The sequence below is a fragment of the Embleya sp. NPDC059213 genome (genome assembly GCF_042754445.1).
GTDB lineage: Bacteria > Actinomycetota > Actinomycetes > Streptomycetales > Streptomycetaceae > Embleya.
Window position 1 is genome coordinate 37,545 of record NZ_JBHZAV010000069.1, and the last position, 12,536, is coordinate 50,080.

Consider the following 12,536-nt stretch of genomic DNA (forward strand, 5'->3'; position numbering starts at 1 on the left):
GCGCACTGTGCGGCTGATACGCGAGGTCGGGGCCCGAGCGGTCTTCGACTCCAACGGCATTCCCGCGATCGAGGTGGAGATCGTCGCCGACGGCGGCATCCGGGTCGCCGAGTCGGCTCCCCGCGGTTCGACCACCGGCGAGTTCGAGGCGTACGTCCTGGAGGACGCGACGGCGCTGCCCACGCTCGCGGCGGTGGCCCCGGCACTGACCTCGGTCCTGGACCTGGTACGGCCCGCGCTGATCGGCCGCGACGTGTGCGACCAGCGGGCGGTGGACACCGCGCTGCGCGAGGTGGACGGCGGCGCGTACTTCCGTCGGATCGGCGGCAACGTCGCGGTGGCCACCTCGATGGCGGTAGCGCAGGCGGGTGCGCTGGCCTCCGGACAGGCGCTGTACCGGCACCTCGCCGAGTCGGGATCGGGGCCGGGGCCGGTTCGACTTCCGGTGCCGATGTTCAACATCGCGGACGGCGCGGTCGGCTCGAACACGGTCTACACCGAATTCCTGCTGCTGCCCACCGCCGCCGAGCCCGCGGTCGCGCTCGACCAGGGCGTGCGGGTCCGCGCGGCCCTGGCCGCCCGGCTGACCGGCAAGGGCCATCGCTGCTCGGACAGCACCCAGGGCGGCTGGTCGGTGGACCTGGGCGGCTGCGAGGCGACCATGGAGCTGATCGTCGCCGCCGCGGAGGACTGCGGTCTGGTCGGCGGGCAGGACTTCCACCTGGGCCTGGACCTGTCCGGCGCGGAGTTCGCCACTCCGGCGGGCTACGCCTTCCCGTGGCTGGAAGAGCCGTTGTCCGCGGCGGACTTGACCCGGCGCTACCTCGACTGGGTGGACCGCTACCCGTTGACCTTCCTGGAGGACGCCTTCGAACCGGCCGACGAGGCCGCCTGGCACGCACTGCGCGCCCGCCTGGTCGGTCGCGCCGCGGTGGTCGGCGACGACCTGTTCGCCTCCGACGCCGAGCGCATCGATCGCGGTGTGCGGGCCGGCCTCGCCGACGGCGCGCTGATCAAGCCCAATCAGGTCGGCACCGTCACCCAGGCCCTGGACGCACTGGACGCCGGGGCCCGGCACGGCATCACCACCGTCGTCTCCCAGCGCAGCGGCGAGACCGCGAGCGCGTTCATCACCCACCTCGCGGTCGCCGGCGGGGCGACCTGGCTCAAGGCGGGTGGCCCGGCGCGGATGGACCGGATCGCCAAGTTCAACGAACTGATGCGCATCGCCGAGGAGTTCACTCCCGCCGACGGGTCGCACGGGTGAACGCCCCGGCCCCCGCGCCGGCCACCACCCGGCCGCCGCACGCACCGTGGCGAACCGCCCTGATCACCGGCGCCACCGCCGGCATCGGTCTCGCCTTCGCCGACCTGCTCGCCCGGGACGGGGTGCGCCTGGTGCTGGTCGCCCGCGACGGCGACCGGCTGGCCGAGGTCGCCGAGCGGCTGTGCGCGGAGCACGCCGTGGCGGTCGACACGATCGCCGCGGACCTGCGCACCGACGCCGGCCTGACCCTGGTCGAGGCCCGCCTGCGGGCCGCCGACACCCCGATCGACCTGCTGGTGAACAACGCCGGGACGGGCACCAGGGGCGCCTTCCACACGCTGCCGGTGCAGGCCGAGTTGGACGTGGTCGCGCTCAGCGCGGTCGCGGTGCTGCGGCTGTGCCGCGCGGCGCTGGCGCCGATGGTCGAGCGCGGCTCGGGCTGGATCGTCAACGTCTCCTCGCTGGCCGGATTCCAGCCCGATCCGCTGACCGCGACCTACGGCGCGGCGAAGGCGTTCAGCCTGAGTCTGAGCGAGGCGCTGTACGACGAGGTACGCGGCTCCGGCGTGCGGGTGAGCGCGCTGTGCCCCAGTTTCACCGCGACCGAGTTCCACCGGCGGGCGGGCATCGACGTCAGCCGGGTGCCCCCGCGTGCCTGGCTGCCCGCCGAGCGGGTGGCACAGGCCGGGCTGCGGGCGGTCCGGCGCGGTCGACCGGTGTGCGTGCCCGGCGCCCCCTACCGGGTGCTCGCGGCGCTGTCCACCATCGCCCCGCGCCCACTGGCCCGCTTCGGCTCCCGGCTGTTCGCCGGGGCGCGCTGATGTCCGGCGCCCGCACCGCCACCCGGATCGGCATCGACGCGGTCCGGGTGGCCCGCCTGGCCCGGACCGGCCGCGCGGACGAACGGGTGGCGCGGGCCGTGCTGGGCCCGGGCGAACTGCGCTGGGCACTGGCCCGACCGACCTCGCCGGTACGGCTCGCGGCGGGCATCGCCCTCAAGGAGGCGGCGATCAAGTGCGCGGGCGGACGCCGTCCCGGCTTCGCCTGGCACGACATCCGGATCGACCCGGTCCGGCCCGGCCGTTGCCCCTGCGGCGAGCGGGCCGAGGCGCTGATCCGGGGCCTGTACGTCGACCGCGCCCGCCCCGCGTCGGTACGCGCGCCGGGCGTGTCCGCGTGTTGCCCGGCCGGGCGCGGCGCGGCCGCGGCGTGGGGCTGCGGCGACGGACTCGTGGTCGCGGTGGTGATCGGCCGTGATCCGGCACGACCGGAGGACATCGACATCGAAGGGAGCGCGGCGTGTTGACAGCGGCGCAGGCACGGATCCTGGAGCGGGTACGGGAGCGGCAACTCCGGTGCCACGAGATCAAGGAGGTGATCGTCGAACGACTCGACCTCGACCTCGACCCGGACTGGCTCACCGACGACCAGGCGATTCTGGGCCGCGGCCTGGAACTCGACAGCATCCACGTGATCGAGGTCGTGGTCGGCATCGAGTGGCAGTTCAAGGTGAACATCACCGACGACGAGCTCGACCGGTTCGGCTCGGTGAACATGCTGGCCGACTTCATCGAGTCCCGGCGCGAGGACGCCTGATGCCCGGCCCCGGCGAACGTGTCGCCGAGGTCGTGGTCGCCCCCGTCGCCTCGGTGGACGCGGCGGCCATGGCCGCCTGGATCAACGCCTTCCACTGGAACCCCGGGCCGCTGGGCGGCGCGCCGCTGTCGGCCGACGACTACACCGGCTTCGCCGCCGAACGCGGCGCCGTGGAAACCTTCGTGGCGCTGGCCGAGGACCGCGTGGTGGGCTCCCTGGCGCTGTATCCGGTCTCCGCGCTCAAGGCCGGCCAGGGGGCGGTGGTGTGGATGGACACCTTCGCGATCGACCCGAAGTTCCGCCTCGGCGCGGTGCCCATCCGGCTGTTCGTCGAGGCGTTCGCCTACTGCGTGGCGCACGGCTACGACCGGGTCGACTGCAACGCCTCGCCGGCGAACCCGTCGATGGTCGCGATCGTGCGGCCGGGCGGCTTCCGGCAGGCCTCGACCGACCCGTGCGGCGACGACCGGCTGGAATTCCGTTCGCATCTGCCGTACCTCTACCGCTTCATCATCGAGGCCCTGGGCCTGGGCGAGCGCCAGGCGGAACTCGCGCGCGCCTGGACCGACTTCGGCTCCAGCCCGTGGGTGCCGGGCCGGGCCCCGCGGAACGCGGCGAACGACGTCGGCGACTACCACGGCGCGCCCACCTTCCGATACTCGATGATCGGTTCGGGCGCGGAGAGCGCCTTCGTCGTCGACCTGGCGCACGACCGCGTCTGCGCACTCGACTGGGACGGCCTGCACCTCGACTTCCACCCGACGTCCCCCGCACGCCGGGTCCCGGTCGACGCCCCCGCCGAGTTCGGATACCGGGTCGCCAACCTCGGCACCCGGGTGATCGCCGGCACCCTGGAGGTGCGCCACGGCGGTGCCGGCGAACCGGTGCGGGTCCGCGAGTTCACCCTGATCCCCGGCGAGACCATCGAGGGCGTGGCCGCGTTCACCCCCCGGCGGGCCGGCGAGCACGAGGCCGAACTCACCGTCGTGACCGACGTCTCGCACGCCGGCGGCCGGCGGCCGGCTCGACTGACCCTGCACAGTTGGCTGCACGCGGTCGCCGCACGACCCGCCCCGACCGATGTTCCCCGACCGTCGCGCCGGAACCTGCCGCAACTGCACGAGCGGGACGGGCACTGGTCGTTGAGCAACCGCTGGCTGCGGCTCGCCGTCGATCGGGCCACCGGGACCTGCGAGATCGAACCGGCGTGCGGACCCGGGCCCGCGATTCGCGAACTGTGGCCGGACCTGGGCCCGCCCTTTCCGCCCGCGCTCAAGACCCCGCCACGCCGCGACCTGCGTTGCGTACGGGCGACCGTGCACGAGGGCCGCGCCGAACTCACCCTGGAGGCACCGGCGAACGTCTGGTGGCAGCGCCACGGCGCGGCCTACGGCGCCGGCCGTCCCGACCTGGGGCTGGCCCGTGCGCGGGTGCGCCGAACGCTGTTGCTGGGCGGTGACCAGGTGCTCGAAGTACGCACCGAACTCGTCGGCGCCGAACCCGAATTGTCCCGGGCCGTCGCGGCCGGCGAGGCGCTGCTGCGGATCCATCCGTGGGCGCGCGGTCGGGCGTTGACGATGAGCGTCCCGCTGACCGAGGGGTTGTTGCGCGCGCCGCTGGTGTACGAACGATTCCCCTTCGGCATGCACTCGTTGGAGATGGCAGGCTCGGCCGACCTGCCGCGCGACCCGCAACGCTTGGCGGAGCGCTGGACCGCGTTCACCGACGACGGCGGGCACAGCGTGGGGCTGCTCTGGGATCGGGCCGCGCAACTGCGGTTCGGGTTGCAGTGGATGCCCTCGCTGTTGCTCGCCGCCGAGCCGGGGCACGCGGGCGAGGACGGCGTGCTCGCCTTCCCCGGCTACGCCTTCTTCTGCGGTCCGGGCGACGAACGCACGGTGCGTGCGGCGTGGTCGGCGGTGAGCGAGCCCGGGACGGCCGCGCCGGTGATCGCTCGGCCGCCGCTCTCGGCGCCCGTGCCGGTACGGATCGCGCTGGATCCGACGGCGCGGGCCGAGCCTGCCGAGCCGTCCGGGCCGGCCTCGACCGACGCGGCGGTCGGTCACGAGCCGGGTGCCGTGCAGGTGCGCGGTCGGCTCACCGTGTTGTCCGTCCGGCCCCGACACGGCCGACTGACCGCGGCGGTCGGCGACGGACCGGTGCACACCCTGTTCGAGGGCACCGCGGCCGGCGCGGCCGACCACTCCTTCGCCGGGCGGGTCGAGGTGCCGGCCGGCGTACAAGGGCCGGTCCGCGTGCACATGGCCTGGACCGAGGAGCTCGCCCGGCAGGGCGCGACGTGCGACGTGCTGCCGGTGCCGGCCGCGGCCGGGCCGGTGTCGGCGGCGGACGCGGGCGACGTGTGGGTCCTGGACAACGGCGAGTTGACCGCCCGGATCGCCCCCGACTTCGGCGCCGGCGTGGTCGGCCTGCGCCGGCGCGGCGGCAGCGAACTGTTGCGCTCCACCTACCCGCGCACCCGGCCGATGGGCATCGTGCCCGGCGCCCGGGGCGGGATCAACGTGTCCACCGTCGCCCATCGCGCCGACCCCGGCATCAGCGTCGCGCGCGAGGAGTTCGCCTGGACGCCGGTGCGCACCGCGCCGACCGGCCTGAGCGCGGCGGGCCTGGACTGGTCCGGCGTCCGGCTCACCGGTGAGCTCGACCTGGCCGGGTCGACCGTCGGCCTGGACGTCGACTACCTGATGGCGGCGGGCACGCCGCTGCTGATGGTGCTCACCCATCTGCACGACGACGCGGGCGTGCTCGGCCACCCGCCGGACGTGTGTGTCGCGGTGCACGCCGCGCAGCGCGAGCCGTGGTCCTTCCGCGGCCTGCGCGAGGGCATGGAATTCGAGTATCACCCCGCACCGCACGGCTCCAACCGGCCGATCGCCGGATCCCCCGGCATCGGCGCGCTGGTCGCCGCCGAGCCCGCCGATCCGGCCGGGCCCGGCCTGCTCCTCGCCGCCCCGCCGGGTGCCGAGGTGCTCGGCTTCCGGGACGGCGACGACTGGTCGATCCGGGCGCTGTCCCGGCCCGGCGCGCCGGCGGCGGGCGACGCGGTCACCGCGACCTGCCTCGCCGTGCTCGACGGGCCGCACCCGATCGACGCCGGCGTGCTCGGTCGGCTCGCCGAGGCGGTCCGGGCCGCCGCCGCCAAGGCCGGGTGAGCCCGCCGCACGCGTACCGCGCCCCGGCGGGTCCTGCGCCGAACTCCCATGAGACGAAGGGATATCACTGTGCCGGCTACACCGATTCGGACCGTCACGATCGGGCACGCGGTAGTGCCCTGGACCTACACCGACGACGAACGCGAGTACCACGCGCTCCGGCACGAGGCCGCGCTGTTCGACCTGAACTCCACCGGACTGATCGCGCTGCCGACCGCGGGCGCGCAGGCGTTGTTGCGCGCCGTGGTGCCCGGCGACCTGGGCTCGGTGTTCCCCGGCCAGTCGGCGACGTCGTTGCTGCTGGATCCCGAGGGGCATCCGCTCGACACGGTCACGGTGTACCGACTGCGCGACCGCTGGCTGATCGAGACCGCCTTCGGTCGCGGCCCGGACACCCTCGCCCACCTGATCTCGGCCGGCGCCGCGCTCGACGGCGGGGGTGGTGGTGCAGTCGAACCGGTGGACGTGCGAACCGAGTTCAGCACCCTGGGCCTGGAAGGGCCCTTCGCCTGGCGGGTGTTGCGGGAGTTGCTGGGCGACGGGGTGACCTCGGTGCCGTTGGGCGGCATCGTGCATCGCACCTGGCGGGATGCTCCGGTGCTGGTCGCGCGCAGCGGTTACACCGGCGAATACGGCTACAAGGTGTTCGTGCCCCCGGCTCTGGCCGACGACCTGTTCGACGCGGCGGTGGCGAAGTCCGCGGTGCCGGCCGGGTATCGCACCCTGGAGGCCGCCATGCTGGAGGTGCGCCAGCCGCTGCCGCATCGTGAGGTCGGGCCCGGCGACACGGTCCTGGGCTGCGGCTACAACTGGCTGGTCGACCTGGACCAGCCCGATTTCATCGGCCGTGACGCGGTGTTGGCGGAGTTCAAGACCGGGCCCGCCGTACGCACCGTCGGCCTGACCATGCCGCGTGGGGTCGAACTGCCGGAGCATGCCGAGGTGTCCGTCGCGGGCCTGACCATCGGGCGGCTGATCCACCACGCGGACAGCCCCGGCCTGGCGTGCACCCTGGCGCTGGCCCGGATCGCGCCCGAGTGGGCGGCCTCCGGCTTCGACTGGGAGGTGGCGGGGGCGAACGGCCCGATCCCGGCGCGCTCGGTGTCGTCGCCGTACCTGGTCCCGCTGAGCTGGTCCACCTCGATCGCGTGAGGGGCGGCCCGATGGACACGGACCCGCAATCGGCCGCCGAACTCCCGTACGGGGTCGGCGGTGACCGCAGGGTGGCCGTCACCGGACTGGGTCTGGTGTCCGGATTCGGCATCGGGGTCAAGCCGTTCTGGGAATCGTTGTCGGCCGGTCGCAGCGCGCTGCGTCCGCTGGGCACGGTGCCCGGTTCGGTCGGCGAGTTGTTCGTCACGCGCGTGGACGACGACGCGCTCGCCGCCGCGACCGCCGGCGAACCGGTCGAGCGCACCACGGCGATGCTCGGTGTGGCGGTCGCCGAGGCGCTGGCCGACAGCGGGTTGGCCACGCCGATCGCGGACGGCGCCCGGCACGGGTTGGGGATCGGTACCTGCCAGGGCATGTTCCACGCCGACGGCGCCGAGTTGCCGCTGCGCGCGGACCGGCACGTGGTGGACATGTACACCCGGCCGGCCGACGAGGTGGCCCGCCGCTTCGGGCTGCGCGGGCCGCAGGCGGTGATCTCGACGGCATGCGCGTCGAGTACCACCGCGCTGGCCTGGTCGGCCGCGCAGATCCGGGACGGCCGGGCCGAGGTGATGGTCTCCGGCGGCGCGGAATCCCTGTGCCTGTTCGCCCTCGCCGGCTTCCACGGCCTGCGCGCCACCAGCCCCAACCGCTGTGCCCCGTACACGGTTTCGGACGGGATGAGCATCGGCGAGGGCGCGGCGGTGCTGATCCTGGAGGAGTGGGAGCACGCGGTCCGGCGCGGCGCCACGATCCTGGCGGAGTTCCTGGGCAGCGGGATGTCCGCGGACGCCTACCATCCGGTCGCGCCGGACCCCACCGCGCGAGGTGCCCTGGCCGCCGCACGACGCGCGTTGGCGGCCGGCGGTCTGGGCCCGGAGCGGGTCGACTACGTCAGCGGGCACGGCACGGGTACGGCCAACAACGACGCGATGGAGAAGGAGGCGATGATCCTGCTGTTCGGCGACCGGGTGGGCTCGGTCCCGATCAGCAGCGTCAAGTCCGCGGTGGGCCACACGCTCGGCGCCGCCGGGGCGATCGAGGCGGTCGCGTCGGTGCTCGCGCTGCGCGACGGGGTGCTGCCGCCGACGGCGGGCGCGGGCGGCGCGCTCGACGACCGCATCGACATCGTCCCCGACCTGGCCCGGTCGGCCCGGGTGGAGGTGGTGTTGTCCAACAGCTACGCGTTCGGCGGCAACAACGCCTCGATCCTGCTCGCCTCGCCCACCGGGGTGCGTACCCGACCCCGGCTCCGGGCGGCCCGCGAGCGGGCGGTGCTCACCGGCGTGGGGGCGGTCGGCCCGACCGGCACCGGACACGCCGCGCTGCTGGCCGCGCTGGCCGGCGGCGCACCGGCGCCGGGACGCTCGACTGCGTCGGCCGAGGCGGCCGAGGCGGCGAACCCGGAACCGGTCCGGCCGGAACAGGTGTTGCCCGCGCTGTGGCGCCGGATGGACGACTACACCCGCCGTGCGGCGTTGGCCGCGTGGGAGGCGTTGCGCGAGGCGGGCATCGATCCGCGTACCGACGACGGACCGGCCGAGGAGGCGGCGCTGATGTTCGCCACGGCGGGCGGACCGATGCGCAGCGTCGAGGAGTTCGGCCGCTCGTTGTCCGAACTGCTGGTACCGGAACGACGATCGTCGTTTGCCCGCACCACGATGACCTCCGCACCCGGGACGTTGGGCATCTGCCTGGGTCTGCGCGGGCCGACCATCACGTTTCTCTCCGGCGGCACGGCCGGTCTCCAGGCGCTGGACCACGCGTGCGCGCTGGTCTCGCGCGGCGACGTGCCATACGCGGTGGTGGTGGCTTGCGACGAGATCACCGACGCGGTCCTGGACGCCCAGACCCGGTGGTGGGGTTCCGGCCGGTGGGCCGACGGCGCGGTCGCGGTCGTGGTGGAGTCCGCCGCGCGAGCCCGGGCCCGCGGCCGGCGGGCGCTGGCCGTGGTCGAGGGCACCGGGCAGGCGGGCGGCGCGGACTTTCGGGCCGGGCGGGTCGCGGATCCGGCGGCGTTCACGGCGGCGGCGACTCGGGCACTGGCCGCCGCCGGTCGCGGTCCGCGCGAGATCGACTGGGTGCTGGCCGCCGGGGCGGACCGGGATCGGGCCGAGGCACAGGCCGAACTGCACGCGCTGGCCGGGCTGTTGCCGGACTCGACGCCGATCGGGCACACCCGGCGGCGGGTCGGCGAGACGATGGCCGCGGGCGGCCTGGTGGACGCGGTCGCCGCGATCGCGGCGATGCGCGGCGACCTGCGGCTGCCCGCGGACGGCGCCCGCTTCTCGGCGGGGGTCGGCTCGACGCCGGTGGGCCGGGTACTGATCGGCACGGTCGGTTGCGGTGCGGTGATCGCGACCGTGCTGGGTGCGCCGGACGGCGGTGCGGGGGTCGTGCCCCGATGAGCGATGCCGACGGGCGGGCGGTCGAGGCGGACCCCCCGGCGGCGCGGACGGCGGGTCCGGGGTATCCCCCCGGGCTCGCCGTCTCGCGTTTTCGCGACCACCGGGGCAGCGCCGTGCTGGTGGTGCTGCCGCTGCCGAGCCGGTGTCCGGACGACGTGCTGCCGGCCGCCCCCGAGCAGGTCTTCTCCGCCCGCGAGCGCTTGGACCTGGCGCGGGGGTCGGCGAGTTTGTCCTGGGCCGGGAAGTACGCCGCGAAGCTCGCGGTGTTCGCGGTGCTGGGGGTGCGCGAGCCGGTGTGGTCGCAGGTGGAGATCCTGCCGGACGAGGCCGGTTGTCCCGCGCCGGAAGGGGTGTGTCGGCGCCGACATCGGCCCACCGTGCTGCTGGGCGGCGCGGCGCGGGCGGCGGCCGGCGGGGACGAGGGGGCGGCGATCGCGGTGACCATCACGCACGAGGACATCGCCGCCGCGGCGCTTGTGGTGTGGGATCAGCGCGACGCCCGCCGACCGGCCCAGGCCCCGGCCGCCAGTCCGGCCAGGGCGAACCCGGCCAGCACCGCGAGCGAGACGACGAGACCGTGCGGGGCCCGCCCGGTGAGCGCCGAACGATAGGCGCTCATCGCCCAGTAGCCGGGGGTGCACGGACCCAGGTGCCGCATCCACCCGGGCAACATCGCCGACGGCACCAGCGCGCCGGCCATGATGGTGGTGACCACGGCGGAGATGTCCCCGACGGCGCTCAACTGGGCGGAGGTACGGACCAGGGTGGACGCGCCGGTCCCCAGCGCCAGCACACACAGCGGCCACGCCACGCTCACCAACAGGACCGGCCACCACCCCCGGGCCGGGCGCAGCCCGAATACGCCGGCCGAGAAGCCGAACAGGAGCAGTTGCTGGACCAGCAGGAAGGCGAACATCGGTGCGGCCTTGCCGAGCAGGATCTCGCCCAGCCGGGCCGGACTGGCCCGGACCCGGTCCCAGGTGTGCCACGTGGTGCGTTCGTCGAGCAAGCCGGCGCCGACCAACTTGAGCACGAACAGCGAGAACATCACCGCCATCCCGGCGGTGGCCTGGGCGGTGCCGTCGGTCCCGTCGTCGGGCCGCACCGCGGCCAGCAGAACCATCATCGGCCGGATCACGCTGACCAGGACCATCGGGATGACGGTGAACGCGATCAGCGGGCCGGGGTCGCCGGCCATCAGGACGCACTGGTGGCGGGCGACCGCCGCGAACCGGCGGACACCGGCGAGTTCAAGCGCCATTGCGGGTCAACAACTCCCGATAGAGGTCGTCGAGGGACGGCGCGTCCAGCGCGATCGAGCGCAACCGCGCCGCGTGCTCCGGATTGGCCGCGAGCAGCCGCGCGGCGGCGGCGGCCGGGTCGATCGCGGTGATCACCACGTCGTCGCCGTCGGCCCTGGTGTCCTGCTCGCGCAGGTCGCCCGGGAAGCGCAGCCCGGCACCGTCGGCAAAGGTCAGGGTGACCCGGCCGGGCAGCGCGGCCAGCAACTCGGCCCGCGCACCCCGGGCGATCACCCGACCGTGGTCGGCGACCGCCAACGTCGCGTCGAGAACGTCGAGTTCGGGCAGGTAGTGGGTGGTGTAGACGACCGCGGTGCCCTGTTCGGCCATCACCCGCACGGCGCGCAGGAGCAGTTCGCGGGTGACCGGATCGGCACCCACGGTCGGTTCGTCCAGGAGCAACACCCGGGGCCGGTGCAACATCGCGGCGGCGGCGTGCAGTCGCCGCTGCTGACCGCCGGAGAGTTCCTCGACCGGCCGGGGCAGCAGCTCGGTCAGCCCGAGCGCCTCGGCGACCTCCTCGATCCGCTCGGCGAGCAGCCGCCGGCCGAGGCCGTACAGCCGGCCCGCATAGCGCAGATTCTCCCGCGCGGTGGTCGGGAACAGCGCCAACTCCTGTGGGGCGAGACCGAGTTCGTGTGGCAGACGCCGTCGATGGGTGACCTGCCGACCGTCGATGCGGATCTCCCCCGCATCCGGCCGGAAAAGCGCCGCCACGGCGCGCGCGAACGTCGTCTTCCCGGCCCCGTTGTGCCCCACCAGCCCGACGATCTCGCCCACTCCCACGTCGAGTTCGAACCCGTCCAACGCGACGACCTCGCCGTATCGCTTGCGCAGTCCCACGACACTCAACATGCAGTAACTATATGACGTAAGGAAACTACGGTCAACGACTCCGGCTCGCCGGGGAGCGGGTGCCGGTGGGCCGGATTGTGATGCCGGCCCGACGGGCGACGCAGACGGAGGCACCGGTGTGGCCGCCCGGCGTCGTGGGTCGCTGCACCGCCCCGGCCGGCGGGCTCCCGGTTCGTCGGCATTCGGAACGAGCCCGCCGGGGCGTACAGTTCCGGCACGTGTCGGCCCGAGGCGCCGAGGCGGACGCCGGGCGGCGTGGTTTCGGCGTCGGTGTTCGCGAGCCTGCTCGGGTGCCGAACCGGGTTCGGTGCCCCGGCAGTCGGGGCCGGCCGGCGATGGCTACGGGTTGCTTCCGGTTTTGTCGCCGAGGTGCTTTCGAGCCAGGTGATCCATCATCATGTGACCCGCAATCACCACGGGTTCAGGAAACAGGTACGGGGGAGCACCCATGTCTCAGCCAGATCCGCTGATCGAATTCGCCACCGCACTGAGAGCGATCCGGGACACGGCGGGTGAGGTGCCGGCGGCCGAACTGGCCCGGCGCGCGGGCGTCGACGAGACGGTCCTGACGGCGGCGTTGTCCGGGGCGATGTTGCCCTCGCTCGGCGTCACCATGGCGATCGTCGCGGCCTGTGGCGCGACCCCCGCCGGCTGGGAGGCCAAGTGGCGCGAGGTGGCCGCCGCCCACCTGGCCGGCCCGGCTCCCGAGCCCGCCCCCGTCGCCCCCGCCGCGCCCGCCACTCCCCCGCCGCCGCCTCGGCCGAGCGCCGCCCCGTCGATCGGC

The 12,536-nt window shown here is 74.5% G+C and carries 10 protein-coding genes; 8 read left to right on the plus strand and 2 right to left on the minus strand.

Annotated features, from left to right (window positions below):
- Positions 1-7 precede the first annotated feature (7 nt).
- From ACFXMF_RS24775 to ACFXMF_RS24805, 7 genes are all read left to right on the plus strand, one after another.
- A complete protein-coding gene (locus ACFXMF_RS24775; protein ID WP_360313745.1) occupies positions 8-1,267 on the plus strand; it encodes a hypothetical protein in 1,260 nt (419 codons plus the stop codon).
- Positions 1,264-2,088 (plus strand): SDR family NAD(P)-dependent oxidoreductase, encoded by an 825-nt coding sequence (locus ACFXMF_RS24780; protein ID WP_379989649.1) that lies wholly within the window; start codon positions 1,264-1,266, stop codon positions 2,086-2,088. The genes ACFXMF_RS24775 and ACFXMF_RS24780 overlap by 4 nt, the downstream gene beginning before the upstream one ends.
- Positions 2,088-2,573: a 4'-phosphopantetheinyl transferase superfamily protein gene (locus tag ACFXMF_RS24785; protein WP_379989648.1), complete on the plus strand. Its 486-nt coding sequence runs from the start codon at positions 2,088-2,090 to the stop codon at positions 2,571-2,573. The genes ACFXMF_RS24780 and ACFXMF_RS24785 overlap by 1 nt, the downstream gene beginning before the upstream one ends.
- The gene (locus ACFXMF_RS24790; RefSeq protein WP_360313751.1) at positions 2,567-2,863 is read left to right on the plus strand and encodes an acyl carrier protein; all 297 of its coding nucleotides are present in this window, start codon (positions 2,567-2,569) and stop codon (positions 2,861-2,863) included. The genes ACFXMF_RS24785 and ACFXMF_RS24790 overlap by 7 nt, the downstream gene beginning before the upstream one ends.
- Positions 2,863-6,036, plus strand: coding sequence for a hypothetical protein (locus tag ACFXMF_RS24795; protein WP_379989647.1), 3,174 nt, complete (start codon positions 2,863-2,865; stop codon positions 6,034-6,036). The genes ACFXMF_RS24790 and ACFXMF_RS24795 overlap by 1 nt, the downstream gene beginning before the upstream one ends.
- Before the next feature lie 114 nt (positions 6,037-6,150).
- Positions 6,151-7,188: a glycine cleavage T C-terminal barrel domain-containing protein gene (locus tag ACFXMF_RS24800; protein ID WP_379989646.1), complete on the plus strand. Its 1,038-nt coding sequence runs from the start codon at positions 6,151-6,153 to the stop codon at positions 7,186-7,188.
- Between the two features lie 11 nt (positions 7,189-7,199).
- The gene (locus ACFXMF_RS24805; protein ID WP_379989645.1) at positions 7,200-9,596 is read left to right on the plus strand and encodes a beta-ketoacyl synthase N-terminal-like domain-containing protein; all 2,397 of its coding nucleotides are present in this window, start codon (positions 7,200-7,202) and stop codon (positions 9,594-9,596) included.
- 487 nt (positions 9,597-10,083) lie between these two features.
- On the opposite strand, the gene ACFXMF_RS24810 is transcribed toward ACFXMF_RS24805, so the two are convergent.
- Positions 10,084-10,857, minus strand: coding sequence for an ABC transporter permease (locus tag ACFXMF_RS24810; protein WP_360313759.1), 774 nt, complete (start codon positions 10,855-10,857; stop codon positions 10,084-10,086).
- A complete protein-coding gene (locus ACFXMF_RS24815) occupies positions 10,847-11,752 on the minus strand; it encodes an ABC transporter ATP-binding protein (RefSeq protein WP_379989644.1) in 906 nt (301 codons plus the stop codon). The genes ACFXMF_RS24810 and ACFXMF_RS24815 overlap by 11 nt, the downstream gene beginning before the upstream one ends.
- Before the next feature lie 448 nt (positions 11,753-12,200).
- Here ACFXMF_RS24815 and ACFXMF_RS24820 point away from each other — a divergent pair.
- Positions 12,201-12,536 (plus strand): helix-turn-helix domain-containing protein (locus tag ACFXMF_RS24820; protein ID WP_380020780.1); only part of this gene is annotated, 336 nt, incomplete at its 3' end.